This window comes from Cycloclasticus sp., from assembly GCA_040743155.1.
Lineage (GTDB): Bacteria > Pseudomonadota > Gammaproteobacteria > Methylococcales > Cycloclasticaceae > Cycloclasticus.
The window spans coordinates 1969942-1995333 of the sequence record JBFLJU010000001.1 but is presented as its reverse complement, the minus strand read 5'-3'; the positions used below and the strand labels follow the sequence as shown (position 1 = coordinate 1995333).

Here is a 25392-nt window from a genome sequence, read left to right as displayed (position 1 = left end):
TGATTTTGTTGAGCCGAGTTTATGTCTTAAAAATACTTACCGCGTTTTTCAGTTCACCCGCTAAGTTTGCTAGCTGAGAATTTCCTGAGGCGCTTTGTTGAGCGGCTTCTGATGCTTGGTGTGAGATTGTAGAAACAGATGCGATTTTACGGCTAATCTCCTCCGTAACCGTGCGTTGTTCTTCTGCGGCATTGGCAACTTGAGTATTCATTTTTGAAATTCGTGAAACGGCAACAGTGATGTCGCTGATGGAACTGGTGGCTTGATTAGAAAGGTCGGAGCTTGATTGCGCCTGCTGACTGCCTTGCTCCATCGCTTTTACAGCAGAAGATGTACCTTGCTGTAGCTTTTCAATCATGCTTTGTATTTCTTCTGTGGACTCCTGAGTTCTGCTAGCAAGGTTTCGTACTTCATCAGCAACGACGGCGAACCCGCGACCATGCTCACCTGCGCGAGCGGCTTCAATGGCTGCATTTAGGGCTAGCAGGTTCGTTTGTTCGGCAATACTGCGAATGACATCCAGTACACTACCAATATTAATTGATCCCTCTTCCAGCTCATGGATGATAGCGGTTGTTCGTTCAATTTCACCTACTAGATTATTAATAGAGCTTGTCGCATCAAGAACTAGGCTGTTGCCAGCATTAGCTTGCTCATTTGCGTTATGCGTTGCGCTGGATGCTTCATTTGCATTAAGTGCAATTTCTTGGCTTGAAGAGCTCATCTGTGTTGAAGCAGTTGTCATTGCCTCTGTTTCTGCCAATTGTTGCATGATGGCTTGCATAGACACTTCGCTGACGATAGACAATTCTTTTGCAGAGGTACTTAACTGTTGACTGGAACGGGTAATATTTTGGATCAGCGTGCTAAAAGTTTGGAGCATTTTATTGAAAGCTTCTCCCATATACGCGATTTCATCATTGCCATCGACATCTGCGCGTAGGGAAAGGTCAGAATCTTTTTCTACATTAGTCATAACAGATTTCAATTGATTAATGGGCCCCGTAACATTTTGACCAATAATAAAGCTGAAATAGAAAGATGCGACTACAATTAAAATCGTGATCGAGGCAAACAGAATCAGGGTGTTTTTTGCTTCATCGGCACTATCTTGGGCAACTTGAAGTAAGCCTGATGCGGTGGAATCTTCTATTTCTTTGAGGTCATTGATTCTTGCCGTAGCGGTGCTAAACCAGTGGTCAACGTCTGTCTGAAAGCCCCCATCTGTTTTTTTGTTATAAACAATCTCCCTCATTCGCTGTAATTCAGCTACCACAGGAAAAGTCAACTTTTCCTGGAAAAGGTCAATTTGAGATTGCGGCGCTATAGATTTAAAACTTTCGAAGAAAACATTCTGCTCGGTGTTTAGTTGGCTGAATTTCTCATAGTCTTTTGATGACATTTCATCGCTTGAAAAAGTTTTACTCAACACGGCTCGTTCGATACCTGCACGTTCCTTACCCTTGAGTAAATTGACATAGGCTGTATTGATATTGCTTACAGTGCTGTTAGTGCTCAAAGCGGAGACTTCCCCGATTAGGTTTAATAGTTTTCCATTGGTTGATGTGTAATAACCGATTGCATCGCTACTAGAAACCTTCAGGTTTATCACTTGACGTCGAATATTGTCGAGTTTAGCAATATCACCGATAACGTCATTTAGCCTTTTCTCAAAGGAGGCGCCATATTCAGATGCATTAAAACCTTGCAAGAAAGTATTGAGTGCTAGGAGAGGAACGTCTGTGTTTGCTCTTTGTGAGATGACTTCCGAGCCATACTTTTCGCCAACACTCCCAAGGTAAACAGCGGTTGCACCTCTTTCCTTTTGTGCTTCGTGAACAAAGGAGCTTGCTTTGGTGGCGAATACTGATAATTCTTCAACCTTGGTCATCTCAAGGTAGACGTTGGCTTTTTCAAATATCCCGTTTGCTGCGAATAATAGCAGCCCTATCAGAGGCAATAGTTGTAAGAACGAGAGTTTTTGTTTAATGCTGAAATTATTTAACGTCATGAAAATTAAATCCATTTAATCAATTCAAGGGAGGCTACCCATTTGGTGCACAGAAATTATTATAGCTTCTTCATTGTGTATTAACGGCAGGAGTGGATGAAACTTTAGGGAAACTAATAAGCTAGCCAATTTGATAAGTATGGCTAGCTCCTTGCTCATAAAGGCGCCGTCACTGCAGAAAAAGAAATAGTTATAACTAATAACAAGACGGCTTGGTATCAACGCCAGAACGCAGTGCTTGAGTTTTGTGTGAATAACACTCCAGCGACGTGATGTCAGACCGTCAAGGTATTATAAAAAGTTGTGGCTCGTGTCCTACGGTAATGAGAAAGTGGCAATGAGCGGTAAATGGTCGCTTAATTTTGTAGATAGTTGATTTTCAACAAAGGCGTGTCGTAAATTCAAGCGCGGACTATGAAAATAATAATCAATGGTGCGGTCAGCATTGGCAACGCGAGGATCATTTGGGATATAGCTAAACCATGAAGGGCGCTGTAGCGACTGGATCTGTTTATAGCTGGGTATAGCAGGGTATTTTTTATACAGCGCGTTAATGGCTGAGGTTGTTTCGTAACCACGGCGTTGTTCTGTTGCTAGTAGCGAGTACGTGTCGGGCGGTAATAAATTGAAATCGCCACCGATAATCCAAGGTGTTTGGGAGGCGTTGAGAGAGCTTAAGCGCTGGTCAATTTGTTTGATTTGTTGTTTAAGTGTGTCGGTACCTTGAGAAAAGGCCGATAGGTGGGTGGTTAAAATGGCCAGTTCATGTGCGCCTTTAATTGGCAGGCGAACGTCGAGTAATGCGCGTTTGAAATTAAATAATTGGCTGATGGGGTCTTGCGGTATCAAGCTGAGTTGAACACGGGTGGCCGCTGTTATTTTGTATTTTGAAATGATGCTCAGCTTTGTGCCCACGGCTCCCATAATGCGCGGGTGAGGCACATAAGCGCCCTGCCAATAAAAGCTGCTGGCGTGGCATGCGTAGTCGTTTGGCAGCAGTGACAGCAACTGTGCTAGTTGGTCTGTGTGATCAGTGCGTTTAGCGCCGTCATCAACTTCTTGTAATAAAATAATGTCTGGGTCTTGTTGCTTGATTAGCCTAGCTAAACCGTGGAGGGTTTTTGTTATATCAGTGCTTGATGGCCGTTCATCAGGTCCTGCGCTATTAGGCAGGTCGTAGAAGAAAACGTAGTTTTTTCCAGCCATAAATTGTACATTTTGATTGTACAGTTTGATGGATTGTCCGGCGGATAAGATCGGTGCGTTCTGGGCGCAATGTATCTTTTCTTGCTGGATGGGGGCCGGGTGAAAGGCGCTAAACCAAACAGCGGCGAATACGCCTGCCAGCAACAGGCTTAGAGAGATTAAGAGTCGATAAAAGATGGTTTTAATGATCATGGCGATGAGTTTTTATATAGATCACCGGCCAGAACACGCAGCTATTTTAGCTTGATAGCGATGCTGTCTATATTATTGTGATGCAGGCGATTTTGGATTTTATCAACTTGCCTAAATGATGTGTATGGGCCCGATTTTACGCGGTGCCAAATGCTGCCGCTTTGGTTGACGGTTTGAACAACAGATTCAATACCAAGCAGGGCGATGCGAGCTTTTAATGTGTCGGCTTGACGGGCTTTTCTAAACGAACCTATTTGAATAATGAAGGTCCCAGGCCGGCTTTTCCCCGTGCCTTCTAGGCGACGCCTTTCTTCAATTTCATGTTCTGGAATAACAATTTCCATGTCGGGCAATATTTGGTAAAAGTCAAAACGTGGTTTGTTGCTTTCAATTGGTTTTGCCACGTTCTGTGTGGGCTTCTTAACATCACGTACATCGTGTTGCATGCTTGGCTTTTTGGTATGAGCGATTGACGTGTTTTCGGTGTCCTCTAGATCAGACAAAAACATGATAAAGCCACCAATCAGTAAGCCAGTTAGGAGCCACCAGTAACCGGGGATGGGTTTCTTTTTTTTGCGTGTGTTATTGCCGTTGACGCGATTTTTATAATCCCTAGGCACTACATCGACTCCGGTGCGTTAACGCCGAGTAAGTGCAAGCCATTAGATAAAACTTGTTTTGTCGCATTGATGAGAGCGAGCCGTGCTTGCATCAGTTGTTCGTCATCAACAATGAATTTATGCGAATTGTAATAACTGTGGAACTGGGTAGAAAGCTCGCGCAAATAATGGTTTAGTTGGTGCGGCTCGTACTGTTGAGCAGCTTGAGTAAGTTTTTCTGGGTATCGGTTTAACGTGTCAATTAGGTTTGTTTCATGCGTTTGCGTTAGCTTTTCTAGGTTGTTTAAGCCTTCAGCTGATACGTAGCTTAAACCTTTTTCAGCGAGTAAGCGCATAACACTACAAACACGGGCGTGCGCGTATTGCACGTAAAACAAGGGGTTTTCATTGGACTGTGAGGTAGCTAGGTCGAGGTCGAAATCCATGTGCTGTTCGGCTTTACGCATGACGTAGAAATAACGTGCGGCATCAGAACCAATTTCTTCTCGCAATTCTCTGAGCGTAACAAACTGACCGGAGCGGGTGGACATTTGCATTTTTTCGCCATTTTTATAGAGCACCGCAAATTGCACGAGAAGTACTTTCATACGTTCTGGGTCTACGCCCATGGCCTGCAAAGCGGCTTTTACACGTGGCACATAGCCGTGATGATCAGAGCCCCATATATCGATAATGTCGTAACCACGTTCGATGGTGTGTAAATGATAAGCAATGTCAGAGGCGAAATAGGTCGTTTGGCCGTTATCGCGAATGACGACACGATCTTTTTCATCGCCAAAATCGGTTGATTTAAACCACCATGCGCCTTCTTTTTGGTACATATGGCCGGACGACTTGAGTTTGTCGATGGCGGTATCAATAGCGCCGCTATCCATCAGTGAACGTTCTGAGAACCAGTCATCGTAATGTACGCCAAAGCCTTCAAGGTCTAGGCGAATATCGCCTAAAATTGATTTAAGCGCAACATCAAAAATAATTCGGTAATTCTCATTGCCGAGGAGTGTTTTGGCGCGAGAAATAAGTGCGTCGATATGCTCTTCTTTGTCACCACCGGCCGGTTCATCAGCGGCTATATTATCGAAAACATCACTGCTTTCCACCAGAAAGGCATCACCACGCGAGTCTTTTATTGTCGTGGCAATGTCGGCAATGTAAGCGCCTTTGTAGCCGTTACTTGGAAAGTTGATGGTTTTGCCGCATACCTCGAGATAACGCAGCCAAACACTGGTTGCGAGGATATTCATTTGGCGACCGGCATCATTGACGTAATATTCGCGGTGAACGTCATAGCCGATGGCGCTAAGTAAATTGGCGACGGTTGCGCCGTATGCTGCGCCACGACCGTGCCCAACGTGAAGGGGGCCAGTCGGATTAGCAGAAACGAACTCAACCTGAACTTTTTTACCCTTTGCAATATCCGATATGCCAAAGTTAGCACCTTGCTCCAGAATGGTTTTGACGACAGCGTGCTGGCTCAGCGGGTTAATAAAAAAGTTAATGAAACCGGGGCCAGCAATGTCTACGGTTGACACGTCATTATCTGCAGGCAAGTGGTCAATAATGGTTTGCGCTATTTGGCGTGGGTTCTTTTTGGCCGGTTTGGCCAACATCATGGCAACGTTGCTCGCGTAATCGCCGTGTGACGGATCACGTGTGTGCTCAATTTGAATATCAAGAGCTAAATCTTCAGGCAACTCGCCTTGGGTTTGTAGCGATGAAATGGCTTGCTGAAGCAAAGAGGCCAAACGTGTTTTCATAGTAAATTAAATGGTCGTGTTATTGCGCTGAAGGAGTGTTAAATGCTGGACACTTATAGTAAGTGCGTATTATCGCTTGTAGGGTAAAACTTGCAAGCCTAACCGGTGGCTAAAAGAGGTCGACGGGGTCGATGTCGATCGACCAGCGGACCTTTCGAGACGACTTAAGTTTTTCCAGTTCAGGTAACAGTTGTTTTAAAAAGACATGGCGAGGTTTGCGTTGCGCTGATTCGATGAGTAGCTGATAACGAAAGCGGCCGGCTCTTTTAAGCATCGGTGCGGGAACGGGGCCTAGAATATTGATGTGCTGCGTATCGCTGTTAGATATTAATTGTTGTGCATCGTTTAGAAATGCTAAGACAGCTTGTTCGTCTAGAGCGTTAACGCGCAGCAGTGCTTGATAATGGTAGGGCGGTAGTTGCGCTTGTTGCCGTTCATCTAACGCGTCTTTTGCAAAGCGAGCATAGCCATGTTGGATCAGTGTGTTTAATAAGGGGTGTTCGGGGTGATGAGTTTGAATAAGTACGCGACCGGGTTTCTCTTCTCGGCCTGCGCGACCAGCGACTTGTGTGATCAGTTGCGACATACGCTCGCTAGCCCTAAAGTCGCAACTAAACAGTCCAGAATCAATATCAACGATGCCCACCAACGTGACGTTTGGGAAATGATGCCCTTTGGCGAGCATTTGTGTGCCGACTAGGATCTGTGCGCCCCCTTCGTGAACCTTGTCGATGACCGCTTGCATTGAGCCTTTGCGTCGCGTGCTATCGCGATCAATTCGAGTGATGGGTATTGTTGGAAAATGTGAGCCTAAGGTTTCCTCAACCCGCTCAGTCCCTAGGCCTAGAGGGAACAGTTCGGCTTGTTGGCAAGACGGACATCTGTTTGGTACGGTGTGTTCCACACCACAATGGTGGCATTTAAGCAGGTTAGATTTTTTATGAATGACTAGGCGCGAGTCGCAACGTCGGCATTGCCCAAGCCAGCCACAGCTATGGCACATCAGTACTGGCGCGAAGCCGCGGCGGTTAACAAATAGAATCACTTGTTCGTTGCGTTGCAGTGTTTTTGTAATCGCCTTTAGCAGCGACTTGCTTAGGTGGTTATCTAGCTTTTGGTTCCTGCAGTCAAGCAATCGAATATCAGGGTGTGTGGCACCGGCAGTGCGTTCAGGTAGAACTAGGTGCGTAAAACGGTTTTGTTGTACGTTATACAGGCTCTCGAATGAGGGCGTTGCGGTGCCTAGAATAATGGGGATGTGGTAGTCTCTTGCGCGCATAATAGCGACGTCTCGAGCGGAGTAGCGGAAGCCTTCTTGTTGTTTGAAGGAGGTGTCGTGCTCTTCATCCAAAATAATCATTCCCGGTCTGCTCATCGGTGTGAAAACAGCCGAACGGGTGCCAAGTAGTATATTCGCTAGCCCTTCTTTTAGGCGTAGCCAAGCTTGAGTGCGTTGCGTGTCGTTGAGCCCAGAATGAGAAATGACCATTTGCGCCGCAAGGCGTTGCCTAAAGCGTTGAGCTAATTGTGGGGTTAAGGTAATTTCAGGCAATAAAATAAGTACTTGTTTGCCCGCTTCAAGCACTTGTTGAATCAGTTGTAGGTAGACTTCAGTTTTTCCACTGCCGGTTACACCATCCAATAGGAAAACTTGAAAGCCTTGCGGCGTATTACTGACCGAGTCAATGGCGGCTTGCTGTGCAAGGTTAGGCGCAAAGCTCGGTGTCGTTGGTTGGCTAATCGCTTGAGCGTCTTCTTGGGAAATAGTAACCCAGCCTTTTTCGATCATGCTGTTTAGCGGTGATCGCCAATCCCACTCTAGCGAAGAAAAAGCGTCGCTTGCAACGGGCTTACTGGATTGCTTTAGCTGATGCCATAGCGTCGATTGTCTGGGTGAGCGTTTTAACTGTCGCTCTTCAATGGCAAGGCCAACTTCAGACAGTGAATATAGCGGTACTCGCTTAATGCTAGGTGACTGCCCTGAACGAAGCTGTTTCGGTAAGGTCTGCGCAAGCACTTCCCCGATCGGGTGGTGGTAGTAATCTGCAGCCCACTTGGCGAGCTTTATATCTTGAGCTGATAATACTGGAACGGCATCCAGTAATTTTGTAATGGATTTCAGCTGCTTGCTATTGAGTAAGGTGGTTGATGATACCCCTAAAATAACGCCCATTTTTTGCGAGCGCCCAAAAGAAACGAGGACACGTTGACCTAAGCGATAATCTGAACGAGCCGATTGCTTAACAGGTCGATAATCGAAGAGACGATTAAGCGGCGTATCAACGGCAATATTTAGATAGAATTCGGGCATCAAATCGGAGTGGTATTTATTTAAGTTCAGTTAGCCTGAAAACATTGAAAAAATCTACAATAAATCGCTAACTTAATGAGTTAGTTATGGTTTTTGTTTTATCCACATTTTCTGTGGATAACTATGTGGATTAACTATTCATAAGGGCTGTGAGTGCCCGTTTAAAAAGGCCTGTCGTCAAATTGTAACAAAACAAACCATTTTCAAATAAGTCTTAAAAAACAAGTAGTTAAATAATTCAAGAGTTATTTTTTTGTTGCGCCGCAGTAAGTTTTTGTCGGCACATTGAATCATTTTTAGCTTGTGTATAAGGAGGCTTTATGTATTAAGGGTTTCAGCTGTTTGTTGAGCAAAAGAGGGCTTATTTAGATCAAGTTATACGCATTGATGCAAGTGCTGTTTTACACTAATTATTTACTGAAATTTTGAAGCTATCAATGGTGGGATTTAATGAGTGTAATTTGAACTGTTTGTTTGTCAGCAGAATGGTCCGTGTTTGCTCTTGTATTCTTCTTTGAGGTGAACCAAAATAATGGTTTTTGAGCCTCTAGATACTGAGTCGTTAAGGGCATATTGCTTGGTATTTATTAAGATTTTTGTTTTGTAAGATAAGGAATGTTGCCAAGGTCTAATAATGCGAGAGAAAAGTAAACAACTGGAATATGAGAGGTTGGTGCTGGCGTATAGCGATGAGCTTTTTCGTTATGCGTTGTGGTTGTGCCGTGATAAGAGCATGGCTGAGGATTTGGTGCAGGAGACCTGTATGCGTGCGTGGAAGTCACTGGAGAAGTTACGTGACACCTCGTCCAGTAAAGCATGGTTGATGACGATCTTGCGAAATGAACATGCCCGCCAATATGTCCGTTACCGGCCTGATATGGTCGATTTGGATTTGGATATGCTGAGTTTGAGAGACACCGATAATGATACTAGCGCTGACGCATTCGCCTTAAAGCAGGCGCTAAATGAGTTAGCCGATGAATATAAAGAGCCGCTCCTATTACAAGTTATTGGCGGTTTGAGTTGTGAGGAAATTGCATCGGTTTGCAATATCACAAAAAGTGCGACGATGACTCGTTTGTTTAGAGCAAAGCAAAAATTAAGAAATGTATTGAGACCTGATGAAGGAAAAGTGGCTGAATGATGAAATGTGATGACTTTAAATTTGAATACACGGTTGCGCCAAAAGAAATAGCGGGTGCTGCTTCTGAGCATTTGCAGTCGTGCGCTGATTGTCAGTCTTTTGTGACGCAGCAACAAGTGTTTGATGAGCAGTTGGCGGGTGTTATCAATGGCGAGGTTCCAGCTGGCTTGCGGCACTCACTGCGTGATTATGTGAAAACACATAAGACGGCATATTGGGGCTTCCCAAAAGCATCTATCGCATTAGTGGCTTCATTGTTGATGGCGGTCGGCGTTGTGAGCATTAACCTTAATTCAAATCAGGATTCTGACTTATTCTTAGATCAATTAGTGGTTGAACATATGGCTCATGATGGTGCTGAATCGATGGCAACATCGAGACCAATCAACCCGCAACAACTAGCACGAGTGGGTCAGCAATTTGGTGTAAAAGTCAGCTTGGCTGAACATATTAGCTTTGCAGAGAAGTGCCCGATTGGCGACAGCTATGGCTTACATATGGTGTATCAATACCATGATCAACCTGTGACGATTATTTATATGCCAGAGATCAGTTTAGACAGCACCTTGCCTTTTCATTATGCGGGTCTGCATGGTTGGGTTAAGCCGCTAAAGAATGGCTCAATAGCAGTGTTAGGCGGCTCAACGATTGAGCTGCCAAATGAAAAATTTACTGACGATGCGATTGAGTGGCTTTAATTATTAGTAATGGAATGATCTCTCGCCAGTATTAAGTAGAACGCAGGGACAACAAACAGAGTAAATAGAGTGCCTATACCTAAGCCGGTTGCTATCACTAGACCGATATCAAATCGACTAACTGCACCGGGGCCTGAGGCAAGCAATAGCGGTAGCATCGCAACGATCATAGATACGGTGGTCATTAAAATAGGCCTTAGGCGAACGGAAGCCGCTTTTTCCACAGCATCACGTAGCGATAGTTTTTCTGTTATTTGTAATTGATTAGCAAACTCGACGATCAAAATACCATTTTTAGTAATTAAGCCAATCAAGGTGATCAGCCCCACTTGGGTATAGATATTCATTGTTGCGGCACCTAGCATTAAAAAGGCGAGTGCACTGGCCAGCGATAATGGCACTGAAATGAGTATGATCAATGGGTCTCGCCAACTTTCAAATTGTGCGGCGAGCACTAAATAAATAACCAGTAAAGACATAAAGAAAGTTAAAACAAGCGCGCTACCTTGCTGCTTGTATTGCCTAGAGCTGCCGGTGTAATCCCATTTAAAACCCTTTGGGAAGGTGTTTCTGGCTTCTTCTTCAAGGTAGCTCAGACCATCACCTAATGTGACGCCGGGGCGAAGAATACCTTCAATGGTTAGACTGTTGAGCTGTTGGAACTGGGTGCGTTTGCTCGGCTCAATTTGCTTAGAGATCGTCATGATGGAACTCAGCGGAACTTGCTGACCAGAGGCGGTTTTAAGGTAGATATTATCTAACTTCTCTATGTCGGCGCGATTTTCATTAGATACCTGCGGAATGACTTTATAGCTGCGGCCTTGCATGCTGAATCGATTAACGTAGCCCTCACCAAAATAGCCGGAGAGGTTGCGACCAATCTCTTCCATGCTGATGCCTAAGTCGGCGGCTCGGTCTTTGTTGATGACTAAGTTTAATTTTGGGCGATCAAATTCGATGCTTTTTTGCAGAAAAATAAAATTACCACTCTGCATCGCTTTGCCGATTAATTCGCCAGCTTGTGTGCTGAGTTGGGAATAAGACACATCAGAAATAACAACAAACTGTACTGGCAAGCCACCGCCAGCACCCGGTAAACCGGGGCGTTGTACGACCGCTGTCCTCAAGCCGGTAATGCTGGCAACTTTTTGTTGTAGCTCGGGTTTTATTTCCATTTGCGTGCGTTCGCGTTCGGATTGGTGGCCCATTTTGAAGCCCCCGAGCATCTTGTTGGTGTCACCACCAAAGCCAAGCAAAATAAAGCTGTGGTCAAATTCTGGAATACTCTCGAAGATGTCGACTAACTTTTTTGTCTGCTCTTTTAAAAAATCTAAGGTCGCTGTTTGCGGTGCGGTACCAAAGGCAATTAAGAGCCCCCTATCTTCTGTAGGCGCTAATTCTTTTTTAGATAATAAATACATGGGGTACAAGCTGAGCAAGACAACCAAGGAAAAAGCGATGGGGATAGACGGGGTAGATAGCAGAGGGTGTAAGGTCTTTTTGTATTGTTGAGTTAGACGCTCAAAGAAAGCTTCAACAGATTTTTCAAAAGGGCCAATTGAGCCAGCTGGTTTTAAAACGCGAGCACTGAGCATGGGCGCCAGCGTCAGCGCCACAATGCCGGAGATGAAGACTGCTGCGGCTAATGAAAATGCAAATTCCGTAAATAAGGTGCCCACTAGACCGCCCATAAAACCAATAGGGAAATAAACGGCAATCAGGGTTGTTGTCATTGCAATAATGGGTAAGCTGAGCTCTTTAGCACCATCAAGGGCCGCTTGAATGCGAGGTTTTCCCATCTCTATGTGCCGGTGAATGTTTTCAACCATCACAATGGCGTCATCAACCACTAGACCGATGGCCAGAATCATTGCCAGCAGTGTGAGTAAGTTTAATGAAAAACCCAGAAGTAACATAATGAAAGAGGCACCGACCAGCGACAAGGGGACTGTAACGGCAGGGATTAACGCTGCTCGCATTGAACCTAAGGAAAGAAAGATGACGACAATCACAATGCTGAGGGCTTCGACTAAGGTAATTCCCACTTCATTGATGGAGTCCTCAATAAATTTACTCGCATTATAAGGTTGGTAAAAGTTTAGTTCGGTGGGTAAGTTTTGTTTGATCTCCACGAGAGCGGTCTGCACTTTTTTTGCTACTTCGAGAGGATTGGAGCCAGGAGATTGGTCAACGGCGATAAAGATAGCCGGTTTGCCGCTGAATAAATTTTCAGTGTCGTAACCTTCGGCGCCTAATTCAATATCAGCTACATCGGATAAGCGGATCAGGGTGTTATTTTGTTTGCCGACAACGAGGTTGTAGAAATCCTTTTCTTCGGCAACATCAGTGGTTGCGCCTAGGTCGATGCTGACTAGGTTGCCCTTAGTTTTTCCTACACTGGATAAGTAGTTGTTGCTCCGAAGCACTCGCGTAACGTCGCCAGCTGTAACCCCCAGAGCTGCCATTCGTTTTGGTTGTAGCCAGATTCGCATGGCGTAGACGCTATTGCCTAAAAGCTTTGCTTGGCCGACGCCTTCAATTGATTGTAGCCTTGGCTGAACAACGCGCAAAAGGTAGTCGGCTATTTGCGTGGGCTTCATCGTGTCACTAAAAAAGGCCAAGTACATTAATGACGTGGTGGAGCCGGTTTTAGAGGTGATAACCGGGTCCCTTGCTTCATCAGGTAAGACGCTTCGCTGGCTAGCCACTTTGGCTTGTATGTCTGCAATAGCGGCATTTGCATCATAGTTTAGGCGCATGTGAGCTTCTATGGATGAGCGACCTTGTGTGCTCGTGGCTGAAAGGTAGTCAATGCCTTCTGCCTGTGCAATGGCTTGTTGAAGAGGCGTGGTGATAAAGCCTTTTACCAGTTCGCTACTCGCACCGGGATAAGAGGTGCTCACCGAAATAACAGTATCTTTTGTTTCTGGGTACTCGCGTATTTCTAATGAGGCGATTGAGCGTAGGCCAAGTACTAGAATGAGTAAGCTAACAACGCTAGCCAGCACGGGGCGAGTGACAAAAATATCAGTAAATTTCAAGGTAAACTCTACGGTTGGTCAAGATTAGCAATAGTGACGGTCAAACCATTTCGTAGTTTAACGTGTCCTTCGTTTACCACTGTTTCAAGGCGGGTTAGGCCCTTTAAAACGGCGACGCGACCATTGCGGTGTTCGCCCGTTTCTATGGTGCGGCGCTCTACAATATTTTTCTCGTCCTTGTTAATTACAACATATACATTTTCCCCATAGGTGCTGTACAGAACGGTTGTTTCAGGAAGCGTTAACGTGGGTTTGGTGCCTGAAGTGAGCACGCTCACCTCCGCGAACATACCCGCTCTTAGTTTTTCGTCAGGGTTTTTGACCACCGCTCGAACGGCAATCGTTCGGGTTTCTTGGTGTAGGCCTGGGTTGATGGCTTGAATTTTTCCCTCGAACACTTCGTTAGGGTAAGCTTGAACCTTAATTTTTACCGTTTGACCAACGCTAAGTTGTGCGAAGTGGCGCTCTGGGAAAGCAAAGTCAGCGATGGTTGATGATAGGGAAACTAAGGGTGCTATTTGAGTGCCTTTATCTAAGTATTGGCCAAGGCTGACTTGTCGAATGCCAACTTTACCGCTGAATGGGGCGCGTATTCTTTTTTTGTCGATAATGCTTTTTTGCGAGATCACGGCCGCTTTTGCAATATCTAATTCTGCTTGCGCCTCATCATGGCTAGAACGTGAGGTGGCTTTGTTTTTTAACAGTTTAATTTGTCGATTAAATTTTATTTGCGCTAGTTTTTCGGCCGCTACTAAGCCGTCTAGATTGGCCCTGTCTGTTGAGGTGTCCAGTTCAAGGATTAGGTCACCTTTGTTTACGGACTGCCCCGATTCAACGTGAAGAACGGTAATAATACCGGCTATTTCATTACTTAAAATAACGCCTAGTACTGGATTAATGGTGCCAACGGAGAGTAAAACATCTTCCCATTGCTCCTCGGTGACATTAGTTGTGGTCACCAAAGGGGGTGGGGGCGGCTTACGGGATGATTTTGCTTGATTGATTTGTAAGAATTTAGAGCCAAATAAGCCACCAAATAGCAGCAGAATAAAAATGACTAGGAATATGATTTTTTTACTCAAAAGGCTCTCCGTAAAATCGTTTTTTAGCGAGTATAAGCGGTACATTGTACGATGATAGTTTGGCTTGCTCAAACCTAATATTAGAAGATTTTAATATAAAAGCCGGATAAAGTTTTCTGACGGCTTTATTAACAGGCATGGAAATGGTCTGTTAAGCAGACTAGACTAGTATGACTAAATACTAAGGTGTCGTATGAAAATGATTAAATGGTTTTGTATGGTTTCGATAATGATGTTGTCGGCTTGCGCGCACTTATCCGAACAAAAAAAGATGGAGCACTTAGAGGCGAAACAAAAACTGTTTATGAAAGCATTGCGTTGGAAGTCATATGAGACGGCAGCAAGTGTTATTCGTTTTAGGAACCCAGCTCGTCAACTTGCTTCAATTGATGGTCTAAATAATATTACGGTGACGTCCTATGATTTGATCGGCTCGGTCGAGAGTAAAAACGATGATTCCACCGTGGCGCAGGTGTTATTTGGCTATATTCAGAATGAGACTGGCCGTGTTTATCAAATAAAACATACTCAAGTTTGGTGGTTTGATGAAGAGTCGAAACAATGGTACTTAGGCAGTGATATGCCAGATTTTAAATTAAACTAGGGCTCTTGTTGGCCCAAATTCGATAACTCAGAACGGAGCTTTTCAGTTTTTTTGTGATAGCTTTCAAAATCCCCAAAGTCTACAAATTGCTGATAGTGTTTGTGGGTACCCAATATTTTTTTAGCGTGTTTAATGGGGCACCAATAGAGCTCAGTTCGTCCAATTATTTCCCGCGTGTAGGCGATAACTGCATTTCCATAACTGCAATAGGCACAATTAAATTTTTCAATAATATTCAAATAGGGGAGCTGCTGTCTATCGGCGATAAAGTAGTCGGCGCGTTTAACCTTGGGGATGTTGTATAAAGGAAAGCAAATGGCCTGATATACCTCAATGGTGATATGCATAAAGGCTATAGGGATTAGCATGCCATATATAAAGGGGATGGATAAAATGGAGCGTATGCTGCTAGCTTTTAGCCATTGAGCTAGGCTCATTTTGAATGCTTTTTGTTGAGCTAGGATGGTTTTTTCAAACTCTATTTTTGCGCCTTTAATGTTGTATAGGAAATCACGTTGTTGTTTTCCAATCAGTGCTTCAAGCTCTTCTTCGAGGTCACGCATTTCGTCGATGATGTTGTTGATTGTTCTGTTCATGAGTGCTCCGATTTGAAGGGTAATAACGTTGTTAGATGATCAATATGTGCGTTAATTTGTATTTTTTCTTCGTCAATAAAGTTATCTATGGCCTGACGAAAGTCGTTATGTAATATGACATGATTAGAGCGTGTTTGGATAGGCTCAAACCCACGTGGAATTTTGTGTTCGCCCTGTGCGCCAGGGTCAAAGCGTTTGAGCTTGTGTTCAATGCAGTATTCAATGCCTTGGTAATAACAGGCTTCGAAATGTAGAAATTCATATTCTTTCTCGCAGCCCCAATAACGACCATATAATGTTTCACTGTCCTGAAAACACAATGCGGCGCCAATGAGCTTGGCGTCTTTTGTGGCACAGACCATCACTAAGTTTTCGCTCATATTGGCGAGTAATAAACGAAAAAACGTTAGGTTTAAATAACCTTGCTGACCACTACGCTTTAAATAGGTGAGGTGATAAAAGCGATAAAACTCGGTCATAAGCTCATCGCTAATCTCAGATCCAATAATGGTACTCAGAGAAATACCTTGCTCAATAACAGATTGTCGCTCTTTGCGGACGGTTTTGCGTTTGCGTGACTTAAACGAATTAAGGAAGCCCTCAAAAGAGTCGTAGTGTTTATTAAACCAGTGATATTGAATGCCGATGCGTTGTTTCCATTGGCTCTGATCGAGAAGTGACGAGAGTGCCGATATAGGGAAAAGGATGTGCCAACTTGATAATTTGGTTGAGATGAACTTATCGCGTATTGCTTGGTCAATGGCCTTTATAACGGCGAGTTGTTCAGGCTCGGATTGGATGTTTTTACTAAATGCCAAGCGTGGGCCGGTGGTGGGTGTAAAGGGGATGGCCGAAAGCAGTTTAGGGTAATAATGCAGGCCGTGTTGATGATAGGCGTTTGCCCAAGCCCAATCAAACACGTATTCGCCGTAGGAATGTGTTTTAAGAAAGCAGGGCATGGCAGCAACAATTTTTCCAGCTTGGTAAACAATAATATGTTGAGGCTCCCAACCAGTTGACTTTTTGGTGCAACCACTTTGTTCGAGTGCAGATAAAAAAGCATGCTGAATGAACGGATAATCGGTATCAAATAGAGCATTCCAGTCGCTCGCCGAGATGTCCGTTATGCTGTGGAGAAATGTTATATTCATAGTGCTAAGATTAACTAAAAACAAAGATCAATGCGCGCGCCTTTTGGGCAAGCATAAGGTCGTATCGTAATGAAGAGGAGTTTGGGATTGAAAAAAGCATTAAAAATGTGCGGATTATTTCGGCATCTTCGCGACTTGATATTGGATGAAAAATCGCTAAGAGGGAATAGTGGTGTGCCTGATGGTGAAGGCCTGATTGACCAGAATTCGTATAGCGTGATTGAGGTCGATAGTTTACTGGATGTGGTCGACCACGCCAAAACATTGATAGGTAAAGATGTTATCCATAAAGTCTTTTCACAGCAAGTTTTAACGCCAGAGCAGGTGGAAGAAAAACACCAGGCGCTGAAAGAATTGGCGGCCGACGATGAACTGCGGGCCGGGCTCGAATCGATATTGAAGAGCGCGGCTAAGCATGAAAACTCATTTTATCGTTTACTATTTTGTAATTTTGTTGGTTATTTGTTTTCACCAGATGAAGATAGGTTGGAAGAGGCGGGTTACGGCTATAAACTTTTTGAAGGTGGCACAAAGTTTTTGCCAGGTGTTGTTGAAGAAACGGAAAAAGTAAAAACGCCTAAAAGCCCCTATTTGAAAGGGCTTCTTGATGAAATTAAAAGCTTCGCTAGCACGCGCCCATTTAAATTAATGAAAGGCCCGGTGTATAGCTGGCTTGGTAAGTTTTATTTAAAGCACGAGAAGACAGGTAAACCAGCGGTTAAGATGAGGCTAACGTTGTTTAAGCCGTTGCTCTTGCCGATCATTTTTATCGTTACTGTCTTTCTGCCCTATATATTGAACGTCAGCATTGCACAGTTTACGGTGTTCTCGTTATTGCCATTTATTTTGCTGGTTTTCTACGTGCCAATAGTGGGTGACTTTGATAAGGATAGCTTTATTGTTCCATTACGACGTATTTTTGTTCGATCAGAAGAAGTGGAACGAGTGGTTAGCGTTATTGGTCAATTAGATGAGTTGATGTCATACCACCTGTATGCCGAGAAAAGTGTACATAACACGATATTGCCGACGATGAGGGTGTCAAATAAACAATATATTGACGTTAAGGCGGCGGTAAACCCTGTGCTAGGTTTTAGTGACAAACATTATGTCGCCAATGATTTTGATACCAGTCAGCATAATTTGGCCTTTTTTACCGGCCCCAATAGTGGCGGTAAAACAGCTTTTTGTAAGACGCTTGCACAAATCCAACTGTTATCGCAAGTAGGCTGTTATGTGCCTGCTAAGTCGGCAACGCTAACAATTGCGGACCGAGTGTTCTATCAAACACCAGAGATTAACTCGCTTGACCATGACGTCGGACGTTTTGGCACAGAACTGAAACGGACACGTGATATTTTTAAGGCCGCAACAACGAATAGTTTGGTGATCCTTGATGAGTTGGCCGAAGGTACGACGCACAAAGAAAAACTAGAAACATCATTGATGATTCTTGAAGCTTTCAAACGTTTAGGCTCATTAACCATTTTGGTGACGCATAACCATGAGTTGGCCGAACATTACCTTGATGGAGATACAGCGGTATTTCGCCAAGTAGAATTTGACGGAGAGCGAGCAACACACCGGTTCGAAAACGGTATTTCTATTATTAGCCACGCAGACCTTGTGGCGCGCTCGGTTGGGTTCTCAAAACAAGATATCGAACGTATATTGGAAGAAAAATTGGCGGCTGGAAGAGCTGGGTGATGAGGCTCAGTAAAATTCTTGTTTACCCGATAAAAGCATTGTCAGGTGTTCAGTTGAATGCTGCCGCCATTACTGATGGCGGCAGCCTGTATAACGACCGTCGCTGGGCAATGGTTGATGAACAAGGTGGATTGGTGAATGGCAAGAATAACAAAAAAATATTTTTGTTGAAGCCGTCTTTTGATTTGGCCTCTGAAACGGTTTGTTTTTTAGAGGATGGGGGGAATAAGCAGAAATTTGCGCTAGACGATGTTGCTGGGCTATCAGAATACTTTACTGACAGGCTGGGCAAGCGAGTATTTGTAAAAGAAGATAAGCGGCAAGGCTTCCCAGATGATATGCAGGCATCGGGGCCAACGGTGGTTTCACAAGCGTCACTTGAAGCGGTTGCTTCGTGGTATCCAGCGTTGTCTATCGATGAGGTTAGGGCGCGATTTCGTATTAATTTAGAAGTATCGTCAGCGCCAGCTTTTTGGGAAGACCAATTGTTCCGACAAAATGAGACGCCTAAAATCATACGAATTGGGGATGTGGAGATTTATGCATCTAATCCCTGTGCTCGCTGTTCTGTTCCGACAAAAGACTCTGAATCGGGTGCATCCTACAGTGATTTTTATGAGGTGTTTGTTCGTAACCGTGAGCAAACAAAGCCGAGTTGGGTGGACGTTGCGTGTTTTGACCATTGGTACAGATTAAGCGCTAATACGACGATCAAACCGGATCAAGTGGGAAAATTGATCGCCTTAGGCGATGTTGTCAGTATTGAAGCTTAAGTAGAAATACTGGAAATTATATATTGTCGAAAAGGCCCTAATGGCATAGAGTGTGGGGCATAAAATAATCTAGATGAGTGTGCCTATGTCCAATGAAAATGTCGTTCAAATAAAAGAAAGAAACCAAACAACTGGCTTGATTAGTGAGTTATTGGAAGAGCGAAAGCAAGTGTGGTCATTGTACTGTGCCGTGTCAGGTATCGAAGAGTATAAGGGGCCGCAATCAATAGAAGAATTAGTGCGGGATTTTTGCCAGCTAGCGGTTGATTATATTTCCTTAGGACACTTTGGTGTTTATCAACGTATTTTAGATGGCACGGAAAGAAGGAAGTCGGTCGTTGTTGCCGCTGAGCGCATTTACCCTAAAATTTCCAAGGCCACTGAGGCGGTGTTGAATTTTAATGATAAATACCAAAAGTTAACGCCAGCTATGATTTTAAACGAGCTGTCGAATGATTTGTCTTTAGTGGGTGAGCACCTAGCTAACCGGATCGAGCACGAAGATGAATTGATAGGCGAAATGCTTGCCTAGATCGATCATGAAATATTGCCCTCAATGCGGCAATAAAACGGAATCAAAAATTCCCGATGGTGATCACCAACTTCGGGATGTTTGCGGCTCATGTGACATCATTCATTACCAAAACCCTCGCATTATTGCGGGTTGTATTCCTGTTTGGGAAGATAAGGTTTTGTTATGTAAGCGTGCGATTAATCCGCAAAAAGGTTTTTGGACCTTACCTGCGGGTTTTATGGAGTTGGGCGAAACGACAGAGCAAGCGGCTATTCGTGAAACGCTAGAAGAAGCTGAAGCGATTGTGCAAGCAGAAGCGTTGTACGCCGTTTTTAATTTACCGCATATCAACCAGGTGTACATGATGTACCGCTCAGTTTTATTAAAGCCTGAATTTTCAAGCGGAATAGAAAGCCTAGACGTTCGCTTATTTGCAGAACATGAAATCCCTTGGCAAGACCTTGCGTTTGAAGCTATACGAATGTCGTTGGAATATTATTTTCAAGATAGAGAGGCGGGCGCTTTTAAGTTTAGGTCTGCGGACATACATAAACGCCTACCCCGATAAAGCGCGGTAGGCAGGTTTTCTATGAAGCGCGAACAGATTATTCAATCGTTAGAACCACTGGCAAACCTTCAAAACTGGTCGCATAAGAAGCGCGATGACGGGCTAAATAATGCGGCTGTACTGATTCCTTTAGTGGCGCGAGAAGAATGGCAGGTGTTGTTAACTAAGCGCACGGACCATTTAAACCACCATGCTGGACAAGTGAGTTTTCCTGGCGGGCGTGCGGATGCGACAGATCTTTCGCCAGTGCATACAGCGCTGCGAGAAACCGAAGAAGAAGTGGGTATTCAGCGAGGTTTAATTGACGTTGTCGGTATTATCGAGCCCTTTTTAACGGTAACAAACTTCAATGTTATTCCTATTGTGGGATTTGTTGACCCTTCTTTTACACTTGATATCGATGAATTTGAAGTAGCCGATGTGTTTGAGGTGCCGCTATCCATTTTGGCAGAGCAATCACGTTATCAGCAAAAAGAAATCTTTTGGCAAGGCCAAAATAGGGTGTATTGGGAGCTGATGTACAACGATTTCCAAATATGGGGTGCTACCGCCGCTATGCTGTACGCCTTTGCCGGTCGCTTAAGCGCTCAGCAGAAAAGGTAGCCTCCCGTTTGTGTGTTTAGTCTTCGGCTGAACTAGGTCGGTACTTCGCTTGTAAGCCTTGTAAAAAATTTCGTAGAACTTGATCTTTACATGGACGGTAGTGTTTGTGGTCTGTACGACGGAAAAATGCGCTGAGCTCATGTTTACTAATGAATAAACCGTTTGACGATAAAAACGCTAAAACATCTTCGTTTTTCATGTCGAAGGCGATTTTAAGTTTGCGTAATACAATATTATTAGTCAGTTTTGCCTCTGGCTTTTGTGCTGGGCCATCCTGCTTGCCACGTCTGTCACTGATGAGGCCGTTTAGAAAAGTTGAAAACTGAATGTCGCCACAGCTAGTGTACGCTTCGTCATCATCTTTTTTTAACCAATTGCTGATCTGTTCGCGGGTGACCTCGCACTCTGCTAACTTGAAAATCTCAATCATTTTTGAGTCATTGAAGTTAAAGGTGTAGCGAAGGCGGCGTAAAATATCGTTATTGGTCACAAGGTTATCCTAATGTTATGGGCTGGTTGGCGCTGCCTATTTTACAATGAGAACGCGTGATGTAGTGTTTTGTCATCATTTATTTAGCCTTGTTCTAGTGCAAGTAAGCGTTTTTTAGCATTTAACCCACCTGCGTAGCCGGTTAATTCACCATTGCTCGCGACGACTCGATGGCAAGGAATGATAATACTGATGGCGTTAGCGCCGTTAGCGCTAGCAACAGCGCGTACAGCTTTTTTATTATTTATGTTGTTGGCTAAGGTTTGATAAGAGATGTTGGCGCCATATGGAATGTTGAGTAGTGCATTCCAAACCTGTTGCTGGAAATCAGTTCCTAACATCAATAAAGGCAGATCAAATTGTTGACGCTTTTTACAGAAGTAATTATTGAGTTGTTCCACAGTATTGTCGGTGACTTGGCAACGCTTTTCGATGTATGTAGCGTTTAAAGCGCTTTGTAGACGCTTATCAATCGTTGTTCGCATGCGACGGTATTGCCAATCACATAAACAAAGTTGATTTTCAAATGCACCGATCAGCAGTTCACCGACGGGGCTTTTGTAATGTTGAATCAGAATTTTTTTGTCTGTTACCGTCATTAAGCGTTAATGCAAATAAGAGGACCTGTTCAGTATAGGCCTACGTTGGCTTTGACGCCAACGTAGGCAAATTTGCAGACTCTTTATGTCGTGTTTTGAACGCAAGGTTACGTGTTTTTGTGTCGTTTATAACTCGTATAGGCGCTTAATTATTAAGGGCCGCGACTGTGCTAAGCGTTTATGCTGCGCGTTACAATTTCTAATACATCGTTTGATAAGGGCCGGTGTGATTGTATGCGTGACAGTTGGGCTTTGATAAGCTGTTGGCGAGCGATATCAAACTTTTTCCAACGACTCAGTGAGTTGGCTAAACGGGCTGCAATTTGTGGATTAATCGCATCAAGAGTAATGATGTTATCCGCTATGAATTTATAACCAGAGCCATCTTTGGCGTTAAAGTGCAAGGGGTTTGCTGAGGCAAAAGCACCAATAAGGCTGCGAACACGGTTGGGTGTTTTCATGTCAAAGAGGGGGTGATCTAGCAGTTTCTTAATACCCTCTAAAGCATCCATTTTTTCAGAACAAGCTTGCAAGGCGAACCATTTGTCGATGACCAAGTCTTCATTTGTCCATTGTTGATAGAACGCATTGAAATAGGCTATGTTTTTAGACGTTTCGAGGTGGCTTAATTGCCCAAGAGCAGCGATTTGATCGGTCATGTTTTGAGCACTTTCAAATTGCTTGATACAGATTGCTCTGCTACCGTCATTATCGAGTGCCATCAAGTAATCTAAACATAAATTTTTGAATGAACGCTGAGCAATGCTTTGCGGGTCGTTACCGGCGACAACTCGGTGGTTATCGTGGTAATGGCTTAGCCATAAATCCTCTAGTGAGGATGCTAGTGCTTGTTTCACGATGTGGTGTGCTTGGTATAGGGCATCGATGTCGATGACCTCCATTTGTTCAGCGAGATAAGCTTTAGCGGGCAGGCTTAATAGCAAAGTTTGGTAGGCTAAGTCAGCCAATGGCTGCTGCAAAATAGTGCGGAACGCGTTAATTAACGCGTCGGGTAATGCTGGCGAAGGCTGCTTTTGTTGTATCGCATCGACGGTATTAAAAATAAAGTGGCTTAAACAGTTTTGCCCCGCTTCCCAGCGGTTAAATGGGTCGCTATCATGTTGGAATAAATGAATTTTCTGCTCAATAGAAAGGGTTTGTTGTAGTTTTATCGGCGCTGAAAAACCGCGTAAAATAGAGGCTGTAGGTTCTGTGCTGATATTGCTGAAGGTGAAGCTTTGTTTTGACTCGGTTAGTTCAAGGACGTTAGATGTTTGTCCATGACCTAAATCCAATTCTTCGCCGTTGTTATTGATCAAGCCAATACTGATAGGTATGTGGAAGGCCTCTTTTATCGGTTGTCCTGCGGTCGTTGTGTCGCGTTGAGTAAAGCTAAGCGTGTAAGTCTTTTTATCCTGATCGTATGTCGTGGATACGGCGACAACAGGCGTGCCTGCCTGACCATACCAGTTTTTAAATTGGCTGAAGTTGATGTCATTCGCATCTTCGAGCGCGGCAATAAAATCCTCGGTGGTGACCGCTTCTCCATCGTGTCGCTGAAAATATAAGTCGCAACCTTTTCTAAAGCCGCTTTCGCCTAACAGGGTGTGAAGCATCCGCACAACTTCGGCACCTTTTTCGTAGATGGTTAGGGTGTAAAAATTATTTATTTCAACGAAAGATTCGGGACGAATAGGGTGCGATAACGGGCTGGCATCTTCTGCGAATTGGTGCGTACGAAGCATATTGACGTCTTTAATACGCTTAACTGCATCGGATGTTTGGTGAGCGGTAAATTGCTGATCTCGAAAGACGGTAAAGCCTTCTTTCAAACTGAGTTGAAACCAGTCGCGACACGTTACGCGGTTGCCAGACCAATTATGGAAGTATTCGTGTCCAATGACCGCTTCGATATTTTCAAAATCGCTGTCAGTTGCGGTTTTTTCACTGGCCAATACATACTTGGTATTGAACACATTGAGCCCTTTGTTTTCCATTGCCCCCATATTGAAGTGGCTAACGGCGACGATCATGTATAAATCAAGGTCGTATTCGCGTCCAAAGGCTTCTTCGTCCCAGCGCATGGCGTTTTTAAGGGATTGCATGGCGTGTTGAGTTTTATCTAAATCATGTTCTTCTACATATACTTCCAAAGCTATATCGCGCCCTGAACAAGTGGTGAAGGTGTCGCTCAAACACGCTAAATCACCAGCAACTAAGGCAAATAAATAGCACGGTTTTGGGAAGGGGTCGTGCCAGCTAGTCCAGTGTTTATTATTCTCTAATTCGCCTGCATTTGAACGACCAGAGCAATTACCGTTCGATAATAAAATCGGGTAATTATCTTTATCTGCAACGATTGTGACGGTAAAAATAGACATCACGTCGGGCCGGTCTAAAAACCACGTGATGCGCCTAAAGCCTTCCGCCTCACATTGTGTGCAGAGCATAGTGTTGGATTCGTACAAACCACTAAGGGCGGTGTTTTTAGAGGGGTTAATGCGGTTGGTAATTTCTAAAATAAACTCATCGCTGGGGTTCTCGATGGTGAGCGTTTTATCGTCCACAGAAAACTTTTCAGAGCTTAGTGTCTCACCGTCTATGCTAATGGAGACGAGACTTAGCTCCTCTCCGACTAGTACTAGGTCTGGGCGATCTTTTTTGCAGTCAGGGTTGCGGTGGATATTCAGGCGAGAGCGCACGTAGGTGTCTTCGGCCGATAAGTCAAAATGCAGTTCGGTATGACTGATGAGAAACTCGGGTACGGTGTAGTCTTTTAAGTAAATGGTTTTTGCAGCAGTGTTAGGCATAAGAGTTATTTGGGTTTGATAGAGTTGTAGGCCAGTAGCGACCAAGCGATAAGAAAAGCCACGCCTCCTATTGGCGTAATAGCACCGAGAATTTTGATGCCGCTTAGGCTGAGTGCATATAAGCTGCCGGAAAAAATAACAATGCCGGCGGACATAAACCAACCGGCTCTGCGCAACAAGCTAGACGGCCTTTGCTGGTGTAATACGCCGATTAGAAGCAGGCCGATGGCGTGCCACATTTGGTAGTCCGTTGCGGTGTGGTAAATGGCTAAAAAATGCGGGGATAAGCTACCTTTTAAGGCATGCGCTCCAAATGCGCCGAACATGACAGCGAGGAAGGCGAATGCAGCGCCAAGAGTAATAAATGGGGATTTAGTCACGTCGGCTTATTTTTCTAATAAACGTGGCATTACTTCAACTAAGTTACAGGGACGCGTGCGGTAATCAAGCTGAGCGTTAATCAGCTTATCCCACGCGGTTCTACAAGCGCCGGATGAGCCTGGGACGCAAAAAATATAATGACCATTAGCGACGCCAGCAATCGCGCGTGATTGGATGGTTGATGTGCCTATTTCATCATATGAAATAGTGCGAAAAACTTCGCCAAAGCCAGTGAGCTCTTTATCCAGTAAAGGTTGCACGGCTTCAGGTGTTCCATCGCGGCCAGTGACGCCGGTGCCGCCGGTCGTAATGATGGCGTTAATATTAGGGTCAGCAACCCAACTGGATATTTTGGCGCGAATGAGATAAATATCATCTACAACGATGGCCTTCTCTGCACATTGGTGACCGGCTTGGGTTAAACGGTCAACGAGGGTTTTTCCTGAGGTATCTGTTTCTTCTGTGCGTGAATCTGACACCACCATAATAGCGATGTTAAGGGGAACAAATTGACGTGAGTTAGTGGACATTTTA

22 protein-coding genes are annotated in these 25392 nt (G+C 44.4%); 8 read left to right on the top strand and 14 right to left on the bottom strand.

Annotated features, from left to right (window positions below):
• Positions 1 to 19 precede the first annotated feature (19 nt).
• From AB1Y31_09560 to AB1Y31_09540, 5 genes are all read right to left on the bottom strand, one after another.
• A complete protein-coding gene (locus AB1Y31_09560; GenBank protein ID MEW4983418.1) occupies positions 20 to 2011 on the bottom strand; it encodes a methyl-accepting chemotaxis protein in 1992 nt (663 codons plus the stop codon).
• 315 nt (positions 2012 to 2326) lie between these two features.
• Positions 2327 to 3409, bottom strand: coding sequence for an endonuclease/exonuclease/phosphatase family protein (locus AB1Y31_09555; protein MEW4983417.1), 1083 nt, complete (start codon positions 3407 to 3409; stop codon positions 2327 to 2329).
• A 41-nt stretch (positions 3410 to 3450) separates the two neighbouring features.
• The gene (locus tag AB1Y31_09550) at positions 3451 to 4029 is read right to left on the bottom strand and encodes an SPOR domain-containing protein (GenBank protein MEW4983416.1); all 579 of its coding nucleotides are present in this window, start codon (positions 4027 to 4029) and stop codon (positions 3451 to 3453) included.
• Positions 4029 to 5786, bottom strand: coding sequence for an arginine--tRNA ligase (gene argS, locus AB1Y31_09545; protein ID MEW4983415.1), 1758 nt, complete (start codon positions 5784 to 5786; stop codon positions 4029 to 4031). Before argS ends, AB1Y31_09550 begins: the two co-directional genes overlap by 1 nt.
• Positions 5787 to 5895: 109 nt before the next feature.
• A complete protein-coding gene (locus AB1Y31_09540; GenBank protein ID MEW4983414.1) occupies positions 5896 to 8097 on the bottom strand; it encodes a primosomal protein N' in 2202 nt (733 codons plus the stop codon).
• 634 nt (positions 8098 to 8731) lie between these two features.
• Between AB1Y31_09540 and AB1Y31_09535 the strand changes: the two genes are divergently transcribed.
• A complete protein-coding gene (locus AB1Y31_09535) occupies positions 8732 to 9241 on the top strand; it encodes a sigma-70 family RNA polymerase sigma factor (protein ID MEW4983413.1) in 510 nt (169 codons plus the stop codon).
• Positions 9238 to 9939, top strand: a complete 702-nt coding sequence (locus AB1Y31_09530; protein ID MEW4983412.1) for a DUF3379 family protein — start codon at positions 9238 to 9240, stop codon at positions 9937 to 9939. The genes AB1Y31_09535 and AB1Y31_09530 overlap by 4 nt, the downstream gene beginning before the upstream one ends.
• Here the strand turns inward: AB1Y31_09530 and AB1Y31_09525 are convergent.
• On the bottom strand, positions 9936 to 12980 hold the full coding sequence (locus AB1Y31_09525) for an efflux RND transporter permease subunit (GenBank protein MEW4983411.1): 3045 nt from the start codon (positions 12978 to 12980) through the stop codon (positions 9936 to 9938). The genes AB1Y31_09530 and AB1Y31_09525 overlap by 4 nt on opposite strands.
• A gap of 8 nt (positions 12981 to 12988) precedes the next feature.
• Positions 12989 to 14062, bottom strand: coding sequence for an efflux RND transporter periplasmic adaptor subunit (locus AB1Y31_09520; protein MEW4983410.1), 1074 nt, complete (start codon positions 14060 to 14062; stop codon positions 12989 to 12991).
• Positions 14063 to 14255: 193 nt separating this feature from the next.
• Between AB1Y31_09520 and AB1Y31_09515 the strand changes: the two genes are divergently transcribed.
• Entirely contained in the window at positions 14256 to 14666 is a 411-nt protein-coding gene (locus AB1Y31_09515) for a hypothetical protein (GenBank protein ID MEW4983409.1), read from the top strand.
• Here the strand turns inward: AB1Y31_09515 and AB1Y31_09510 are convergent.
• Positions 14663 to 15262 carry a hypothetical protein gene (locus AB1Y31_09510; protein MEW4983408.1) on the bottom strand — a complete coding sequence of 200 codons (600 nt, stop codon included), beginning with the start codon at positions 15260 to 15262 and terminating at the stop codon, positions 14663 to 14665. The two genes, AB1Y31_09515 and AB1Y31_09510, sit on opposite strands and share 4 nt — an antisense overlap.
• Positions 15259 to 16413, bottom strand: a complete 1155-nt coding sequence (locus AB1Y31_09505) for a GNAT family N-acetyltransferase (protein ID MEW4983407.1) — start codon at positions 16411 to 16413, stop codon at positions 15259 to 15261. Before AB1Y31_09505 ends, AB1Y31_09510 begins: the two co-directional genes overlap by 4 nt.
• Before the next feature lie 87 nt (positions 16414 to 16500).
• On the opposite strand from AB1Y31_09505, the gene AB1Y31_09500 reads away from it, so the two are divergent.
• From AB1Y31_09500 to AB1Y31_09480, 5 genes are all read left to right on the top strand, one after another.
• A complete protein-coding gene (locus AB1Y31_09500; protein MEW4983406.1) occupies positions 16501 to 18120 on the top strand; it encodes a hypothetical protein in 1620 nt (539 codons plus the stop codon).
• A complete protein-coding gene (locus AB1Y31_09495) occupies positions 18120 to 18893 on the top strand; it encodes an MOSC N-terminal beta barrel domain-containing protein (GenBank protein MEW4983405.1) in 774 nt (257 codons plus the stop codon). The genes AB1Y31_09500 and AB1Y31_09495 overlap by 1 nt, the downstream gene beginning before the upstream one ends.
• A gap of 85 nt (positions 18894 to 18978) precedes the next feature.
• Positions 18979 to 19425, top strand: a complete 447-nt coding sequence (locus AB1Y31_09490) for an Rsd/AlgQ family anti-sigma factor (protein ID MEW4983404.1) — start codon at positions 18979 to 18981, stop codon at positions 19423 to 19425.
• Between the two features lie 7 nt (positions 19426 to 19432).
• Positions 19433 to 19975, top strand: coding sequence for an NUDIX hydrolase (locus tag AB1Y31_09485; protein MEW4983403.1), 543 nt, complete (start codon positions 19433 to 19435; stop codon positions 19973 to 19975).
• Between the two features lie 21 nt (positions 19976 to 19996).
• The gene (locus tag AB1Y31_09480; GenBank protein ID MEW4983402.1) at positions 19997 to 20578 is read left to right on the top strand and encodes a CoA pyrophosphatase; all 582 of its coding nucleotides are present in this window, start codon (positions 19997 to 19999) and stop codon (positions 20576 to 20578) included.
• Positions 20579 to 20594: 16 nt separating this feature from the next.
• On the opposite strand, the gene AB1Y31_09475 is transcribed toward AB1Y31_09480, so the two are convergent.
• The 5 genes from AB1Y31_09475 to moaB all read right to left on the bottom strand — a co-directional run bounded on the left by AB1Y31_09475 (position 20595) and on the right by moaB (position 25388).
• Positions 20595 to 21068: a DUF1456 family protein gene (locus tag AB1Y31_09475; GenBank protein MEW4983401.1), complete on the bottom strand. Its 474-nt coding sequence runs from the start codon at positions 21066 to 21068 to the stop codon at positions 20595 to 20597.
• 83 nt (positions 21069 to 21151) lie between these two features.
• Positions 21152 to 21667, bottom strand: coding sequence for a methylated-DNA--[protein]-cysteine S-methyltransferase (locus AB1Y31_09470; GenBank protein ID MEW4983400.1), 516 nt, complete (start codon positions 21665 to 21667; stop codon positions 21152 to 21154).
• Positions 21668 to 21837: 170 nt separating this feature from the next.
• Positions 21838 to 24477, bottom strand: a complete 2640-nt coding sequence (gene pepN / locus AB1Y31_09465) for an aminopeptidase N (GenBank protein ID MEW4983399.1) — start codon at positions 24475 to 24477, stop codon at positions 21838 to 21840.
• A gap of 5 nt (positions 24478 to 24482) precedes the next feature.
• The gene (locus AB1Y31_09460; GenBank protein MEW4983398.1) at positions 24483 to 24803 is read right to left on the bottom strand and encodes a DUF423 domain-containing protein; all 321 of its coding nucleotides are present in this window, start codon (positions 24801 to 24803) and stop codon (positions 24483 to 24485) included.
• Between the two features lie 60 nt (positions 24804 to 24863).
• Complete coding sequence (moaB, locus tag AB1Y31_09455) at positions 24864 to 25388, bottom strand: molybdenum cofactor biosynthesis protein B (GenBank protein MEW4983397.1); 525 nt, start codon at positions 25386 to 25388, stop codon at positions 24864 to 24866.
• Positions 25389 to 25392: the final 4 nt, after the last annotated feature.